General features: G+C 36.2%; 16 protein-coding genes. 9 read left to right on the top strand and 7 right to left on the bottom strand.

Annotated elements, in window-relative coordinates; translation table 11 throughout:
- Positions 1 to 16: 16 nt before the first annotated feature.
- From L2B55_RS09430 to L2B55_RS09400, 7 genes are all read right to left on the bottom strand, one after another.
- Complete coding sequence (locus tag L2B55_RS09430) at positions 17 to 1159, bottom strand: glycosyltransferase (protein ID WP_237844371.1); 1143 nt, start codon at positions 1157 to 1159, stop codon at positions 17 to 19.
- Positions 1160 to 1333: 174 nt separating this feature from the next.
- Positions 1334 to 2284: a glycosyltransferase family 2 protein gene (locus L2B55_RS09425; protein ID WP_237844369.1), complete on the bottom strand. Its 951-nt coding sequence runs from the start codon at positions 2282 to 2284 to the stop codon at positions 1334 to 1336.
- 183 nt (positions 2285 to 2467) lie between these two features.
- Positions 2468 to 3031, bottom strand: a complete 564-nt coding sequence (locus L2B55_RS09420) for a DUF4199 domain-containing protein (RefSeq protein WP_237844368.1) — start codon at positions 3029 to 3031, stop codon at positions 2468 to 2470.
- A gap of 22 nt (positions 3032 to 3053) precedes the next feature.
- Positions 3054 to 3782 (bottom strand): hypothetical protein, encoded by a 729-nt coding sequence (locus tag L2B55_RS09415; protein WP_237844366.1) that lies wholly within the window; start codon positions 3780 to 3782, stop codon positions 3054 to 3056.
- A 67-nt stretch (positions 3783 to 3849) separates the two neighbouring features.
- The gene (locus L2B55_RS09410) at positions 3850 to 5115 is read right to left on the bottom strand and encodes a dihydroorotase (protein ID WP_237844364.1); all 1266 of its coding nucleotides are present in this window, start codon (positions 5113 to 5115) and stop codon (positions 3850 to 3852) included.
- A gap of 28 nt (positions 5116 to 5143) precedes the next feature.
- Positions 5144 to 7192, bottom strand: a complete 2049-nt coding sequence (locus L2B55_RS09405; RefSeq protein ID WP_237844362.1) for a vWA domain-containing protein — start codon at positions 7190 to 7192, stop codon at positions 5144 to 5146.
- A gap of 61 nt (positions 7193 to 7253) precedes the next feature.
- Positions 7254 to 8837, bottom strand: a complete 1584-nt coding sequence (locus L2B55_RS09400; RefSeq protein WP_237844360.1) for a L,D-transpeptidase family protein — start codon at positions 8835 to 8837, stop codon at positions 7254 to 7256.
- Between the two features lie 406 nt (positions 8838 to 9243).
- Here L2B55_RS09400 and hisG point away from each other — a divergent pair, with 406 nt between their 5' ends.
- The 9 genes from hisG (at position 9244) to L2B55_RS09355 (ending at position 17519) form a co-directional block, all read left to right on the top strand.
- A complete protein-coding gene (hisG, locus tag L2B55_RS09395; RefSeq protein WP_237844358.1) occupies positions 9244 to 10095 on the top strand; it encodes an ATP phosphoribosyltransferase in 852 nt (283 codons plus the stop codon).
- Positions 10096 to 10148: 53 nt separating this feature from the next.
- Positions 10149 to 11441 carry a histidinol dehydrogenase gene (gene hisD / locus L2B55_RS09390; RefSeq protein WP_237844356.1) on the top strand — a complete coding sequence of 431 codons (1293 nt, stop codon included), beginning with the start codon at positions 10149 to 10151 and terminating at the stop codon, positions 11439 to 11441.
- A 34-nt stretch (positions 11442 to 11475) separates the two neighbouring features.
- Positions 11476 to 12531 carry a histidinol-phosphate transaminase gene (gene hisC, locus L2B55_RS09385; protein ID WP_237844354.1) on the top strand — a complete coding sequence of 352 codons (1056 nt, stop codon included), beginning with the start codon at positions 11476 to 11478 and terminating at the stop codon, positions 12529 to 12531.
- A 32-nt stretch (positions 12532 to 12563) separates the two neighbouring features.
- A complete protein-coding gene (hisB, locus tag L2B55_RS09380; RefSeq protein ID WP_237844352.1) occupies positions 12564 to 13700 on the top strand; it encodes a bifunctional histidinol-phosphatase/imidazoleglycerol-phosphate dehydratase HisB in 1137 nt (378 codons plus the stop codon).
- Positions 13700 to 14287 (top strand): imidazole glycerol phosphate synthase subunit HisH, encoded by a 588-nt coding sequence (gene hisH / locus L2B55_RS09375; protein WP_237844350.1) that lies wholly within the window; start codon positions 13700 to 13702, stop codon positions 14285 to 14287. Before hisB ends, hisH begins: the two co-directional genes overlap by 1 nt.
- A gap of 37 nt (positions 14288 to 14324) precedes the next feature.
- On the top strand, positions 14325 to 15074 hold the full coding sequence (locus L2B55_RS09370) for a 1-(5-phosphoribosyl)-5-[(5-phosphoribosylamino)methylideneamino]imidazole-4-carboxamide isomerase (protein ID WP_237844348.1): 750 nt from the start codon (positions 14325 to 14327) through the stop codon (positions 15072 to 15074).
- Between the two features lie 70 nt (positions 15075 to 15144).
- Complete coding sequence (gene hisF / locus L2B55_RS09365) at positions 15145 to 15915, top strand: imidazole glycerol phosphate synthase subunit HisF (protein WP_237850282.1); 771 nt, start codon at positions 15145 to 15147, stop codon at positions 15913 to 15915.
- A gap of 85 nt (positions 15916 to 16000) precedes the next feature.
- Positions 16001 to 16588 carry a bifunctional phosphoribosyl-AMP cyclohydrolase/phosphoribosyl-ATP diphosphatase HisIE gene (gene hisIE, locus L2B55_RS09360; protein WP_237844346.1) on the top strand — a complete coding sequence of 196 codons (588 nt, stop codon included), beginning with the start codon at positions 16001 to 16003 and terminating at the stop codon, positions 16586 to 16588.
- Positions 16589 to 16607: 19 nt separating this feature from the next.
- The gene (locus tag L2B55_RS09355; protein WP_237844344.1) at positions 16608 to 17519 is read left to right on the top strand and encodes a WD40 repeat domain-containing protein; all 912 of its coding nucleotides are present in this window, start codon (positions 16608 to 16610) and stop codon (positions 17517 to 17519) included.
- Positions 17520 to 17531: the final 12 nt, after the last annotated feature.

Genomic DNA, 17531 nt, shown 5'->3' with positions numbered 1-17531 from the left:
ATATAAACCAATTACTTTAGAAAAGTTCTTTTAATCTAGCTACAAAGTAGTCCCAAGAATACTTTTCCTTCTCAATTTCTATATTATCAGCAAACTCCCTTTCAAGTGATTCAGCATAAAATCGATTAATGGCTAATGCTAATTCATTACTATTTTCAGGTTCAACAATAAATCCCGTTTTACCGTTAATTACCACTTCACTTAATGCCCCTACCCTTGTACTGATCATCGGACGATCGTAGAAATAAGCTATTTGAGAAATCCCACTCTGGGTGGCGGATATGTAAGGTTGAACCACTAAATCTGATGCACAAAAGAAATAACGAATATGCTCATTAGGCACATATTTAGATACTTGGATTATTTGATTTTCAACACCCAATTTGGCGATTTGATCTATGTAAGGCTGCTCATCCTCATAATATTCACCTACGATCAAAAGCTTTACATTTTGTTGCTTTAAAACAGCCGGAATAGCATCTAGCAGATAATGCAAACCTTTATACTTACGAATAAAACCAAAAAACAGCATTACATTTTCGTCAGCTAAATCAACATTATACAGATGCTTGATTTGATTACGAGCTTCAAATTTCTCCACCGCGACGCCAAAAGTGTTGTAAATTGGATGAGGTGAATTACGATATGGTTTTGTTTTATTGAACTTCTTCAAATCATTTTCAACACTATCACTCAATACCATAAATCCATCAACCTGAGCAAACAAAATTTTAGTCAGCAAGTTTTGACCAGGTTGCTTCTCATGCGGAAGAATATTATGGCAAATCAGCAATATTCTGGTCTTACAAAAGCGATTAATAAAGAATGCTATTTTTGCATAACAAGGTGCAAAAAAAGGCATCCAATACGAAAAAATGACCACATCCGGCTTCATTCTGGCAATTTTAATTCCAGTAGATATCCATGAAAAAGGATTCAGAATATCAATTAACCTTCTGTTCTTTTCTTGAGGAATACCAAAAACATCTTCACCCTCTTCAAACTGACTCTTTCCCGGAAACAGAAGGCCTGGATATTGTCTTTTGAAATTTACGATGCTTACATTGTTATCTTTTGATAAATGCTGAAAAAGGATAGCTTGACTTTGCGCAATTCCGCCACGAAATGGATAAGCAGGCCCAACGAGTATAATATTCATTAATTCGTTTTGAAAATTTAAGTGTTGAAAATTACTAAAACATGCAGCATTAAAACAAATGAAGCCTCTGCCTTGCCATCTGTTTACCTACCAAAACAAAAAAATTGAAAATAACAGAAGTGAATCTTTCGTTTCTGTCATTTTCAATTTTTCAATACAAGTTTCAGGTTATAACTAAATCTCCTTTTCTATCTGGTACGTATTACGTTCAGGTGCATTACGAGAAACCAGTTCAGCCAAAAAGCCGGTTAGAAACAATTGAAAACCTATTACAATGGCAATTAACGCGATGAAGAACAAAGGGTTATTAGTTACATCGCGGTAAGGGACATGACGTGCAATTGAAACCAGTTTTTCTACTAAAAGCCAAATTGTAACAAAAAATCCGATAAAAAAGCTTAACACCCCCATCGCACCGAAAAAGTGCATTGGACGTTTCGAAAATTTTCCAACAAAGAAGATAGAAAGCAAGTCCAAAAAACCATTAATAAAACGGCTCATTCCAAACTTCGTGGTTCCGTATTTACGAGCACGGTGCTCAACAACCTGTTCTCCTATTTTCTTAAAACCTGCCCATTTTGCAATTACAGGAACGTATCGATGCATTTCACCATACACTTCAATGCTTTTTACCACATCGTATCTGTAAGCCTTTAAACCGCAATTAAAATCATTTAATTCGATACCTGACATCTTACGCGTAGCCGCATTGAACAATTTGGTAGGAATGGTTTTGGTAATTGGATCATAGCGTTTTTTCTTCCAACCAGAAACCAAATCAAAACCTTCATTTACGATTCTGCTATAAAGAGCAGGAATTTCATCCGGACTGTCTTGAAGGTCAGCATCCATAGTAATTACAACACTCCCTTGAGCAGCCTCAAAACCAACATTCAATGCAGCTGATTTTCCATAGTTTCTACGGAATTTAATGCCGCGAACATTATCATTTTTTCTTTCTAGCTCTTCAATTACCTCCCAGGTACGGTCGGTGCTACCGTCATCAACAAAAATTACTTCGTAAGAAAAGTTGTTTTCCTTCATTACTCGTTCAATCCAATTGGTTAACTCCGGTAACGATTCATCTTCGTTGTATGAAGGTACTACTACTGAAATATCTTTCATTTATTCGATCTGCGATTTAAAGATTAAGATTGAAGCGCACTTTAACTCAATCCTATATCTTTTTAGTCAATTTTAAATATGTGATTTTGATTTAATTCTAAGAATTACGGTAATTCATTAAAACATAAATGTCCCGTCTTTTTCGGACGGGACAAAAATATAAAAGTTCCTGGCAATAATTACCTATTGGGCGTCAAACATCGGTTTAGCTTTTTTTAATACAGCTCCCATTATAAGAGAAATTATTGCATAAAATACCAAAGTGCCTCCTAACTGAACAACTGTAGATTTAAATGTAACTGACATATCTTTCTTTTCGATCTCTTTAAGAGCTTCGTCAATTTTATCCTGCGGAGTGCCAAACTTAGCCAACATGCCTTCAGTTTGATTGATTACAGCAGTTTTTAAGGTTTCAGATAGAGTTGGATCAATGAAATTGTGGAGTATATACACAAATATTTGACCGATAACGGCAGATACAGCCAAAATAATAAAGCAAGAGACAAACGCCTGACGAAAATCCCAGTAGCCTCCTACCGAATTTCTTATGTTTCTCATGGCAATAACCAGAAACACTATAAAAACAACTAATGAAAGACCACCCACTTTGAATGAAGCCAACAGTGTTGCATCTATAAGGTAAACGCCCAAAGTGATAAGAATGGCGATTAGGCCTAAATAAAGACCGTAACGTAAGGATTCACTTCTGATTTTTGAATTTTGAATTAATTGAATTTCTTGCTCCATAGTTTTTTTTAAATTTTGTTTATTAATTAATTTTTACGGGTAATTCCGATAAGTTATTATTATAAACAAGTATAGCAAAAAGTGCTGCAGTATCAAATGGCTTATTTTCAGCCTGCTTTAAGTATTCTTTCAAATCAGCAGCATCAGGATAAGTTTCATTGAAGAAACTCATCAAAACATAAAACAAATCTTTCAACGGTGCTGTTTCATCTAATTTGTTTGCTGTTTTGGCAATTTCTCCATAAGTGCTTTCTACCAGCATTTGATTGGCCACTACCTCTTCATAGATTTCCAATTCCTCCTGAAACTCTTCTTCCTCAATCAATAAAAATTCTTTAAGATAATCAGAAAGTTCAGGTTCAATGTTTTCAGTTTCACATTCGTGTAAGTAGAGGAAAAGATTAAGCAGCTCAGTTCCTCGGTCAATGGTTTCATCCTCAATTTTTACCCATTCAGGCGACTCCAAGTAATCCTCTCCCAAACGAGTTGCATCCGATTGGAAGAAGTTGATTAACAATAGATCGAAGAAAAACTCTTGCAAGGGCGCAAACTCTGGATTCTCATCAAATGCATCATCCATTGCTTTCATTTTCGATTTAAAGTTCTCTTCACTTGAGAAGATTTTTACCAAAGCCTCATAAAAACCTTTGACAGAACCATTTAATTCAAAATTTGCTGGCAATGAACCAGACTGACCGATTTTATATCCAGCCAAAGCCGCTCCAAGAGCCTCTTGTACTTTTTTATCCATTTTATTTAGAATATTGAATTACAATTGATGAATACCAAAAGGCCTCCATCATTTAAAAATCTATAAATTATAATTTCACAATTTGGCCATTATTGACAACTGCCATTGCTTTTCCTTTCAATTGTTTTCCAATTAAAGGGGTGTTTTTTGACTTAGAGAGAATAGATGATTCCTGTAAAACCCATTGATGATCAGGATCAAATACAGTAATACTAGCTTTTTTATTGAGTTCAATTGCAGGAACTTCTAATCCTAAAATTTCCCGAGGGCTAATTGCCAGTGCATCAACCATCTCTTCAATAGAAAGTATTTTCTCACATCCCATGTTAAACAAAGCATAAGCAGTTTCCAACCCACAAATGCCATAAGCAGCTGTCTCAAACTCCTGAGCCTTGTACTCTATTTCATGTGGTGTATGTTGTGAAACTACAGCATCAATTGTTCCATCTTTCAAACCAGCTTTAAGGGCCTTAATATCATTTTGAGTGCGCAAAGGAGGTTTTACCTTATAATTACTATCGAAATCCGTTAAAACAGTTTCATCCAATACCAAATGATGTGCAGCAACATCTGCCGTTACCTTTAATCCTTTTTTACGGGCTGCACGAATAAGTTCAACACTCCCGGCAGTTGAAACAGTGGTAAAATGGACCTTACCTCCTGTATATTCTGTCAGAAAAATATCTCTTGCCACCATTAACTCCTCAGCTAAATTTGGAATACCTTTCATTCCTAAATACGTAGCCGTAATTCCTTCATTCACCTTGGCTTTTTCGGCAATAGAAGCGTCTTCGGCATAAGAGATTACCAAACCATTAAATGCCGAAGCATATTGCAAAGAACGCATCATTAAGCCAGCATTCTGTACAGGTTTGTTTCCGTCAGAAAAGGCAACCGCCCCAGACTGTGTCATATCAAACAATTCAGCAATATCAACGCCTTCACGTTTAACGCTTAAACTTCCTATTGGATATACATCAACCACCTGTCCTTTAGCTCTATTTTTTACATATTCAATTTCAGCTTTTGAATGTAATGGCGGTTGGGTGTTTGGCATCAGGGCAACAGCCGTAAAACCTCCAGCAGCGGCGGCCTTACAACCACTATAAATATCTTCTTTGGTCTCAAGACCTGGATCACCAAAATTCACATGCATATCCATCCATCCTGGAGAGACAAACTGACCTGTAGCATCATAAACTTCTGCACCAGGAGCATTAATATTCGATTCAATTTGAACAATTTGCCCATCATTGATCAAAATATCCTTTACTTGTCCGTTAAAACTTGAATTTGGATCAACAATAGTGGCTGATTTTATAAGAAACTTCATTTAAGTTGTTATTTTTTTATTTGCTTTATTATGCCACATTAACCTGTAACTTCTCGAAATACCTGATCAGCAATACTTCCGATCCTAAAAAAAGAAGTGTTAGCAAAATACAGTATTTCCAAAGTTTTCTGCCTGAATTTTCAACTTGAAGGGCTTTTCCAACAACATCTGCAGGGGCATTTAATACAGCTATATTTTTAGCTTCAAGTACTTTCTCCAACTCGCTGCCTGTGTAATAACTAAGGTCCGATTCTGAACGATCGTAGTTAAATGCAAAGCAAGCCAATTGCTCATTTCCGTTTACAAAATTATAAATTCCATCTTTTTTCACCTGATCATCTACATAGAGATTTGATTTTGATTCATCATTTCTAATGTCAGGTATAAACTCCAGATCCTTGCTTTTAAGCTTGTATTCGTTTCGTTCAATAGCAGGAAGCTTGGCTGTTTCAAGCAAGGTACTTTTGCCAATGGTATAATAAAGTGGATAACGCTGACTACCAAGCATGGCAATTTTATACATCATGGGTACAAAAATTGCGTGTCTTGGCAAATTAGTAATACTATCGTTTAAGGGAATGGTTGCCAAATATACTTTACCCAAACCTACCTGAGTTACACTCAACAATGGTTTTCCCCCTTGCATACCTAACAGCACCTCCCTCCTGGTGTTACTTGAAGTCTGGGTGTTGAAATACCTATTGGCAAAAGGCAGGTCAATATTTTGGGGAATGGTTTCGAACAGTCCGGTAAAGACTGCTGATTGCAGATTAATTTTTTCGGTTTTATTGGCAACAACCTCGACCGTTGTAAATTTCTCTACGTTTAAAGAAGTTAAAAATGAGTTGTACGAGTTTACATCTCCTGAAAATGAAGGAAAGAGCAAAACTGATCCGCCTGATTGCACAAACTTGTTCAGTTGCTGTGCCAATCCTCCTGAGACAGAACTTAATTGATCAAGTACCACCAAACGCTGTTGCGGAATTACCTGGTAATCAATCTGACTTTCACTATTAGAAGTAATTTGGAAGTAATCATCAGTTTGATAAACTGTTTGAACATAATTTTTGGTTATGTTACCGTTTATTTCAAGAACATTAACTTTCTGATCAATTTGATAAGAGAAAAACAATTTATCATCAAATGTAACCGGAAAATCGGTAATCTGAACTTCTCCTTTTTGCCAACCGGTACCTTCAGGTTTAAAATTTAAGGTATCTGTTGCAGAAGATTTGGCCTTTACCGCCACACTTCCTATAGCTTTTTGAACTCCATTGATAAACAGTTTCAATGGTACACTTGATGCGTCTTCGTCTGTAAAATTTCGCAATTTCACTATCAATTGTTCAGTTTCACCGACTTTATGCAGCGGTGAAATAAACCAAACACTATCAACAGATATATTTACGGTTTTAGCTTCCTCAACCGGTATTGCTGTAATGTTAAGTGTTGTATCTAACAGCAGTTTGGATTCGTCTATACTGTTTCGTTGAAAATCGGAAATCAGGTATGAATGTTTAATTCCTCCCCCAGAAGCAGATAATAAATCCTTTTGACGGGCAATAACCTCATCCACCCTCCTCTTATTAGGACTGATTTTAACCTCATCAATAAATCGTAAAAACGCTTCTTTATCAATTAACCGTTGATGACGGCCTTCAAAATCATTGGTTAACAATTGAAAACGGTCATTTAAACCGGCAGAAGCAGCAATACTCCTTGCTTTTCGTTTGGCTTCGTCAAGCAAATTGCCTTCGGTATTACGGGCGTCCATACTGTTTGAATTATCAATATAAACGCTGTATACATGTTGTTTACCTGCATTTATTGTATTCCTTGTAGGTAAAATAGGTTGAGCAAAAGCTAGGACTAAAAATATAATGCCCAATATTCGGCAAGTCAGAATCAGCAGGTGCTTTAATCGCGAGCGTGAATCTGTTTGCTGCTTAATTTCCTTCAAAAAACGCACATTCGTAAACGGAACACGTTTAAACTTGCGGAAATTAAACAAATGAATAACAATTGGAATGGCTATAGCCGATAGTGCAAATAGGAATGACGGATAAAGAAAGTTCATCAAAAATCAAAAATAACAAATTACTTTAATTCTCAACTAACAAAAAGCCGTTACAATTATTTTACTTTTTCAGAAACCTTTTAAGCGAGTCGAGTAGAATTTCATCATACTCGTAAACATCTTCATATAGTTTCAAAGCGCCATTATCAAGCGGTACGCAAGTATAATAATCAATATAAAGAGGCCATTTATTATTTAATATCATCCAGCGGGTTTGCCGGCCGTTTGCAGATTGCATTTCCTGTTTTTCAAGAAACCGCTTCATTCTTAAGGTATCAATCGGAGGATAACCTGTTTCCATTCTTATATCGTCAAACATGCGTGCATTTTTCACTAAGTGCTGGGCCAGATTTAGTGGATCGGCAACACGAATACATCCATGACTTACTGCACGGTTTTGCTTCATAAATGCTGATTTATTAGGAGTATCATGCAGATAGATACTTGATTTATTAGAAAAGTTAAACTTAAACTTTCCTAAAGCATTTCCTTCTCCAGGGTCTTGTTTAAACCGATAAGGAATATTGTTAGGATTAACATTATCCCAATCAATTTCTGTTGGATCAACAGCTTGTCCTTGTTTGTTATAAACCCTGATACCACTTCTAACCAAATAGTATGGGTTAGCACGGATTTTGGCCAACAACTCCGTTTGGGCTATTGAATTCGGAATATTCCATTTAGGGTTTAACTGAATATTATTTATTAAACCATACATGATAGGAGTTTCATGATTCTTCGGTTTATCTTCAATTAATCCCGATTTCAGATAAATCTCCTTTTTAGCTGCATAATCATCAACACGCTTTTCTCCCACACAAACATCCATTGTTAAAACAGTTTTCCCACTATCAACCATCTTTAAAGAAAATGCAGGAATATTAACTTGAATATACTGGTTGGAGTCCGATGGAATCTGCCATCTGTATCGTTCCATGTTTACAAGTATCTTTTTTCTTAGATACAAATTTGTACATGAATCCAAAGCCTTTTGTAAAATAAGGTATTCAATTCTTTTAGGCTGAATATCTGTTAATATTTTACCCCAATCATGGCTTCTTAATAAACTTAGCAATATTGAGTCAGTGGGACGCTTTACTGGAATGTAATAACGGGTGTAAATTTTAGATGGGTTTACACAACCGTATTTCACCTTTGAGGAGTAGGAAACCAATGCATTAGCTGTATAAATCTGAAGCTTAGCAACCAAAGTATACAATTGAGGTAATGAATCAAACTTTCCTTGATAGAAACGTTTTTTTAACGAATCAATTTTTGAAGGATAAAATAGTTGTGAAGACAAGCCATGTTCATTTGCTTTATTAACAAAATGAAGGAGCGTATCAAGCTGATTATTATTAATCAATGCAATAAACCACGCTGTATCACTTTTTGCCTGTTCGTTAAAAAAGGTTGAGAGCAACTTATAATTTACAAGATTCTTCCTTTGATATCGTAGTTCTTTGCGCAATGTATCATTGAAAGCTGCTGTATCAAACTTTTTAAATTTCTTATCCTTAAATAACTCCGACAAATAGATTCCCGTTGCTGAAGGCTTAGGACCGCAGCCTGTAATTCCATTTACAAAAAGAAGCACGATAACTATCCTAAACGAATAGTTAAAGTATTTAACTAAAATTTTCAAATAATAAACAATTAAACAGAAAGACAGACGTACGAAACGTTTCAAATATAACTATTTAATATTCATCAACATGATTACGTTATATTTCCCGTCTGTCTTCAATTTTCCTTAACAATTCCCAATTTAACTGGTTTTGTATTTTTATTTTTTTTTAAAATTAGTCTTGCTTTTTTGTAGGGTATATCTTTTCTTTGTGCATCCACTTCCAAAAGTGTTAATGATAACTAAAAAACATATCGCGCTGCATCATCGTACCCATCATCATGGGCATCATCATCATTGTGCCTAATCGCAGCGAGTTTTAGTATCAATCCAAAATTTTAAATCACACTTTCTTTATAAAACTGCGGTTAGCTTGCAAAAGGCATTATTAAGGCTTTTTTGTATGCTACCCACTACGAAAATTATGAAAACTATAAAAATAGCAATTCAGAAATCAGGCCGACTAAACGAAAAGTCCGTTGATTTACTCAAGAAAAGCGGCTTAAGCTTTGAGAATTATAAGAGCTCATTGATATCGCCTGTTAACAATTTTCCACTTGAAATTTTGTTCCTGAGGGATGATGATATCCCGGAATATGTACAAGACGGTATAGCTGACTTAGGAATAGTAGGAGAAAATGTTATTGCTGAAAAACAAGTTGATGTAACTTATCTTCAAAAATTAGGTTTCGGTAAATGCAGCCTAAAACTGGCCATCGCTAACAACAGTGACATTCAGAATCTGAGTGACCTTAATGGCAAATCTATTGCCACCTCCTACCCGGTCATTCTGGATAAATTCCTTCAAGAAAACAACATTTCGGCAGAAATTAGAGAAATCAGTGGCTCTGTTGAAATTTCAACAAATTTAGGCTTAAGTGATGCTATTTTTGATATTGTTTCAACAGGTGGTACATTGAAAAGCAATGGGTTAAAGCCATTTGCTGAAGTAATGCGCTCGGAAGCCGTTTTGATTGGTAAAAATGGAATTGCCAAAAATCCAATTGTTAATGAGTTATTGCAACGCATACAAAGTGTACTACGTGCAGAGCAAACCAAATATGTGGTAATGAACGTGTCTAAAGAAAACCTCCCTGGAGTTTTAGAGCTTTTACCAGGTATTAAAAGCCCTACAGTTATGCCGTTAGCCACTGAAAACTGGGTTGCTGTTCATACTGTAATTCCGGAAAAAGATTTTTGGGATAAAATTAACCGCTTAAAATCTACAGGAGCTGAAGGCATTGTGGTTTTACCAATAGAGAAAATAATCTTGTAAATCAGATGTAGGATCTAAAACGTAAGACTACCTTACGTTTTCAATCTATTACCATGCTAAAAAAGTATAATTATAACGAATTAAGCAATCAGCAACTTCAGCAACTTATTACTCGTAATGCTGATACCACAAATGAAATTGGCAATTCAGTGGAAGCCATTATCAACCAGGTTAAAGTTGATGGAGATAAAGCTTTGTTTCAGTTTTCAGAGCAGTTTGATAAAGTAAAACTCAGTAAACTGTTTATAGAGTTTGATGAAATAGAAGAGCTTGCCGGGCAAATTGACGAAATCGAACAAAAAGCACTTGAAAAGGCCTTCTATAATATTCACAAGTTTCACCTTGAACAATTAAAAACGGAAAACAAAGTTGAAACAACTACAGGCGTAACCTGTTGGCGTGAACTGCGAGCAATTGAACGAGTGGGTCTTTATGTTCCGGGGGGCTCGGCAGTATTACCAAGTACCTTCTTAATGCTTGGTGTGCCGGCTAAAATTGCAGGTTGCAAAGAAATCATAGTTTGTTCTCCACCTCAAAAAAATGGTTCCGTTAATGGGTATATTGCTTATTGTGCTCTATTATTAGGTGTTAAGCGAATTTACTTAACCGGAGGAGCTCAGGCTATTGCGGCCATGGCTTATGGAACGGAAAGTATTCCGAAAGTTGACAAAATTTTCGGACCTGGGAACCAATATGTTACCAAGGCAAAAACCATAATCCAAAGTAACACTAATACGGCTATTGACATGCCGGCGGGGCCTTCAGAGGTATTGGTTATTGCCGACGACAGCGCTATTCCAGCCTATGTTGCAGCCGATCTGTTAGCGCAGGCTGAACATGGTACTGACAGTCAAGCAGTTTTGGTTTGCAATTCGGAAACTTTACTTGAAAAGGTAAACAAAGAACTTCAAAAACAACTTAATATCTTACCACGTAAGGAAATAGCCATAAAAGCTATTGAAAATTCTTACGCAGTTTTAACAACCGACTTGCAACAAGCCATGCTATTTAGCAATGCTTATGCACCTGAACACTTAATTTTAGAAGTTGATAATTACGAACAGTTGATTCCTGAAATTATTAATGCTGGTTCAGTATTTCTTGGGCATTTAACCCCGGAATCTGCAGGAGATTACGCTTCGGGAACCAATCATACTTTACCTACTTCAGGTTATGCTCGAAGTTACTCAGGAGTTTCGGTTGATAGCTTTGTCAAGAAAATAACGTTTCAACATATTTCAAAGGCCGGAATTAAAAACCTTGGCCCGACAGTAGAAGTTTTAGCAGAATTGGAAGGTCTTCAAGCTCATGCCAATGCAGTAACTGTTAGAATGAAGGAAGTATAAACATATTAACGCTCTTAAGGCTCACTTAAAAAAGATGACAACAATCGATATCAACTCGCTATTACGAGAAAACATAAAAAAGCTTACTCCCTACTCTTCAGCACGCGATGAGTTTAGTGGCGAAGCAAGTATTTATCTTGATGCGAACGAAAACAGCTTTGGATCTCCGCTACCAACTGCATATAACCGCTATCCTGATCCTCTGCAATGGAAATTGAAAGAGAAAATCAGCACTATTAAAGGCGTCCCCCCCCAAAACATTTTTATTGGGAATGGTTCTGATGAGGCTATTGATATTCTCTTCAGGGCATTTTGTAACCCTGGCGTTGATAATGTAATTATTGTACCGCCAACTTATGGTATGTACGAAGTTTCGGCAAACATCAACGATGTCGAGATAAGAAAAGTGAAACTGTGTGAAAACTTTCAGTTGGATTTGGAAGGAATTGCAGAAGCAATTGATCAAAATACTAAAATGATTTTCATATGCTCACCCAACAATCCAACCGGAAATTCAATAGACCGTCAGGATATTGAAACTGTGCTAAGTAACTTTCAAGGAATTGTGGTAATTGACGAAGCGTATATTAATTTCTCCCGTCAAAAAACATTTATTCAGGAATTAACCGAATACTCTAATCTTGTAGTACTACAAACCTTATCTAAAGCATGGGGATTAGCAGCCTTGAGAATAGGAATGGCATTCGCTTGCGAAGATATTATCGATGTATATAACAAAGTAAAGCCTCCTTACAACATTAGCCAGGCAACACAAGAATTAGCAATGGAGGCCTTAAATAATATTGAACAGGTTAATGTTTGGATAAAAGAAACTGTTCAGGAACGTACCAAACTTGCTAATCAGTTGGCCGAAATTTCCATTGTAGAAAAAGTATATCCATCAGATGCTAATTTCCTTTTAGCTAAAATAAAATATGCTGATTATCTATACGATTTTTTAGTTGACAAGGGAATTATTGTAAGAAATCGTTCTAAAGTTGTTTTATGTGAAGACAGTTTGCGAATAACCATTGGAACTCCTTCAGAAAACGAAACATTAATAAAAACGATTAAAGAATTTGTGATATAGCAAGTTTAAACCTATTCAGCCTTAAACAATAAATGAAAAAAGTATTATTCATAGATAGAGACGGAACTTTAGTTTTAGAACCTGAGGACGAACAAGTTGATAGCTTTGAAAAGCTCGAATTTTACCCGAAAGTATTTGAATATATGGGAAAAATTGCCCGTGAGCTTGATTTTGAATTAGTAATTGTTACTAATCAGGACGGACTTGGCACAGCCTCGCTTCCGGAAGAAATATTCTGGCCTATTCAAAATTTCATTATCAAAGCGTTTGAAAATGAGGGTGTAAAGTTTAACGGAGTTTATATTGACAGAACATTCCCCAAAGACAATGCGCTAACCAGGAAACCAAATACTGGCTTGCTAACAGAGTTTTTTGATCAGGAAAAATATGATTTAGCTAATTCATTTGTGTTAGGCGATAGAATTACTGATGTTCTGCTTGCAAAAAACTTAGGCGCAAAGGCTATTTGGTTAAATGAAGACAGAGGTCTTGGGCATGGAGAAATTTATGAAAAAGCCGAGGAACTGAAAGAGTTCATTGCATTAGAAACTACAGATTGGGCCAAAATCTATTCTTTTTTAAAACTAGGTCAACGAACTGTTAAGCATGAACGAAAAACCAAAGAAACAGATATTGAAATTGAACTCAATATTGACGGAACCGGCAAAGCAGACATTTCTACCGGATTGCATTTTTTTGATCACATGCTGGAACAAATCGCTCGTCATGGTGCTATTGACTTAAAAATTAAAACCATTGGCGATTTGCATATTGATGAGCATCATACTATTGAAGATACTGGAATAGCCTTAGGTGAAGCATTTGCAAAAGTGTTAACTGACAAACGCGGCTTGGAACGCTATGGTTTTTGTTTACCGATGGACGATTGTTTGGCTCAGGTGGCCATTGATTTTGGCGGGCGTAATTGGATTGTTTGGGAGGCAGATTTTAAACGCGAAAAAGTTGGTGAAATGCCTACAGAAATGTTCTTCCATTTCTTTAAATCGTTTTCTGATGCTTCACACAGCAATTTAAACATCAGAGCGGAAGGCTTAAACGAACATCATAAAATTGAAGCTATATTCAAAGCCTTTGCCAAAGCAATAAAAATGGCCGTTAAGCGTGATGTTGAAAAACTGGTTCTTCCAAGTACAAAAGGAGTATTATAATGATAGGTGTAATAAACTACGGTGCCGGAAATATCTTTTCGCTAAAAAGTGCTCTAAACCGATTGAATATCAAGCACAAAATAATAAATAAAGTATCAGATTTTGATGGCTGCGAGCGTTATATAATACCAGGTGTAGGACATGCAACTCCAGCCATGAAACAGTTAACGGCCACCGGTTTGGTTCCATTAATTAAACAAACTTCAAAACCTGTTTTGGGAATTTGTTTGGGAATGCAATTACTTTCATCGTTTTCAGAAGAAGGTAACACCGATTTGCTTGACCTTATTCCAATTAAAACCTTGCGATTTACTGCTGAAGATTTAAAAATCCCACACATGGGATGGAATAAAGTCCATGCATTAAATAACAACACCCTGTTTAAAGGAATTGAACCTGATAGTTATTTCTATTTTGTTCATTCTTATTATTTGGAGCATACAGAACAATATAGCTTAGCTACAACCAATTACGGTTTAACTTACGCTTCTTCCATTCAAAAAAATAATTATTTTGGGGTTCAGTTTCACCCTGAAAAATCGGGGAAGACGGGAGAGCAATTATTAAAGAATTTCTCAGAATTATAATAAACCCAGAGATACTCAACACACTAAAACTTTTAAAATGTACGTAATTCCTGCTATTGATATTTTGGACAAAAAAGTTGTTCGTTTACGTGAGGGTAAATACAACGAAAAGACTGTTTATGATGTAAGCCTAGAAGAAATGCTTGATAAATATATTTCTGCCGGCACTCAATTCGTCCATATTATTGATTTAAATGGAGCAAAAGGAGACTTTACAAATCAGCAATATGTACTAAACGCTATCAAAAAATATAACATTAAAGTGCAATATGGTGGTGGTGTAAGAAGTATTGATAAAGTAAAAGAGTTACTTACCATTGGTTTTCACCGTGTAATTGTAGGAACACAGGCTATTACAGATCCAACTTTTTTAGAAAACTTAAGTAAAGAAGTTTGCGATCAGTATCAATGCTCAGATCAGGTGGTTGTAGCGATTGACGTGTTGGATGAAGTAATAAAATATTCGGGGTGGATGGAATCCTCACCTGTTAAGCTGATGGACTACATTGACAGATGTACGAATCTTGGTTTCTTCCGCTTCCTTTGCACTGATATTGCCAAAGATGGAAAACTGACTGGCAGTGGGGTTGATCTTTACAAAAAACTTCTTGATCATAAACCATTTATCAAACTGATCGCTTCCGGGGGTGTAAGTTCAATTGCTGATTTAAATGCACTAAAAGAAATTAAATGTGAATCGGCTGTGGTTGGCAAAGCTATTTATGAAGGCAAAATAAGCGTGGATGAAATCAAGCAATGGAATTTGCAATCATTAGTAGCCCTGTAAACACTAAAAATTTTAAAAAGTACTAAACTTGAATACAGATACAATCCTTACTAATTCGCAAAACAGTTCCATTAACAAACAACAAGGCGGACTTGCCAAACGCATTATCCCTTGTCTTGATGTTAAAGATGGACGTACTGTTAAAGGGGTAAATTTTGTAGAGCTAAAAGATGCCGGAGATCCTGTGGAGCTGGCCATTCAATATGCTGAGCAAGGAGCTGACGAATTGGTTTTCTTAGACATTACCGCCACACATGAAAAACGTAAAACATTGGTGGAGCTGGTAAAAAATATCGCCCAAAACATCAATATTCCTTTCACTATTGGCGGAGGCATTAATGAAATAAATGATGCGGACGTTTTGTTAAATGCAGGAGCAGATAAGGTTTCGATTAATTCTGCAGCAGTTCGTAACCCTGATTTAATAAATGCATTTGCAGATAATTTCGGCAGCCAGTTTATAGTAGTAGCTGTTGATACTAAGCGATTGCCAGAAGGACATATTGTTCATTTGAACGGCGGAAGGCTTCCCACAGAGCTTATTACCAACAATTGGATAAAAGAAGCACAAGACCGCGGAGCCGGTGAAATTTTACTCACCAGCATGGATCATGATGGCACCAAGAACGGCTTTGACTGTGAGCTGCTTGGTGAAATTAACCAATGGTTGAAAATCCCTTTAATAGCTTCTGGCGGAGCCGGAAATATGGCTCATTTTGCTGAAGTATTTTTAAAAACCAATGTTGATGCTGCCTTGGCCGCTTCCGTTTTTCATTACGGTGAAATCTTAATTCCTGATTTAAAAGCAGAATTAAGAAAACAGGGCATAACAGTTAGATAGTGCTCTCTGGTATCATCCAATAGAAGAAAGAAACAAACGAATTAAATTTAGTATGTAAACTCCCTTAAGGGAGTTGGAGGGATATATGATCGACTTTTCAAAAGATATAAACGGATTGGTTCCGGCAGTTATTCAGGATAACCAAACATTGGAAGTGTTAATGCTTGGCTACATGAACGCCGAAGCTTATGAAAAAACTAAGGCCGAAAACAAAGTAACTTTTTTCTCCCGTTCAAAAAACCGGCTTTGGACTAAAGGTGAAGAGAGCGGAAACTTTCTAAACGTAGTAAGCATTTTTGAGGATTGTGACAACGACACCATTTTAATTAAAGCCAACCCTGTTGGACCTACCTGTCATACCGGTTCTCGCAGCTGCTTTTTCACTGAATACAATCAAAACTTCATTTTTGAGTTAGAAAATATAGTAAATGATCGTTTTGAAAATCCAATAGAAGGTTCATATGTCAATAAACTTCGTCAGAAAGGGCTTAATAAGATTGCCCAAAAAGTTGGTGAAGAAGGCGTTGAAACCGTAATAGCGGCATTAAACGAAACCCCTGAAGATTTTATCAACGAAGCTTCTGACCTTGTGTTTCATTTAATAGTTTTATTACGCGAAAAAGGCTTCTCGTTGAAAGACATTGCCCAAAATCTGGAAAAAAGACATAAATAGGCTATAGTACTACTAATTCATGCTTGACATAAAACTAAAAACTGCTCTTGCTGGTCATAGAAACCCAATTTTTACTGTTGAAAACTCTCAAAAAGAGCATATATTTTTTACAGGCGGAAACGATTTAGGGGTTGTTGAATGGAGTTTAAAAAAAATGGAGTTTGTAAAGGTATTGATGCCGGTTCAGAGTTCCATATATGCACTTCATGCGCCATTATTCGGCCGTAATAGTTTATTGGTTGGAGAGCGTAGTGGTAAAGTTTCCGTTTTTGATTTTGAGTCCCAAAGAGTCTGTTCTATTCTTGCTCTGCATCGGAAACCTGTGTTCGATATAAAGTCGTCAAAACGCTTAAATCAGATTTATACAGTTTCTGAGGAAGGAATATTGGGAATTTGGTCAGCAGAAAACTTTGAAAAAATTTACGCTGTTAAAGTATCTGAACAAACAATTAGAGCAATAGCTATCAGTCCGGATGAAAAACACATGGCCCTTGCAGGAAAAGATAATATCATACGTATTTACAACATGGATGGTTTTAACCTGATCAAGGAACTTAATAGCCATACCATGCCAGTTTTTGCCTTGCAATATTCACCTGATGGAACCAGCCTTATTTCGGGAGCAAGAGATGCACAGTTGAAAATTTGGAATGTTGCCGATTATGAGCTTAAACTAAATATTCCTGCACATATGTATGCAATCAATCATATTGCATTTCATCCTTCACAACCTTATTTTGCTACAGCCAGCATGGATAAAAGCATAAAAATTTGGGGCGCTGATGATTTTAAGCTTTACAAAAAAATTGACCTGACCAAAAACATAAGCCACAGTAAATCAGTAAACAAACTTTCCTGGAATACCTACCATGATTATCTGATATCAGTAAGTGATGATAAAATGGCTATGGTATGGGAAGTTAGTTTTTAAACTGACCGGAAA

Source organism: Solitalea lacus (genome assembly GCF_022014595.1).
GTDB lineage: Bacteria > Bacteroidota > Bacteroidia > Sphingobacteriales > Sphingobacteriaceae > Solitalea > Solitalea lacus.
Note: the sequence above shows the minus strand (reverse complement) of the source record. Positions and strands in the feature narration are given on the sequence as shown.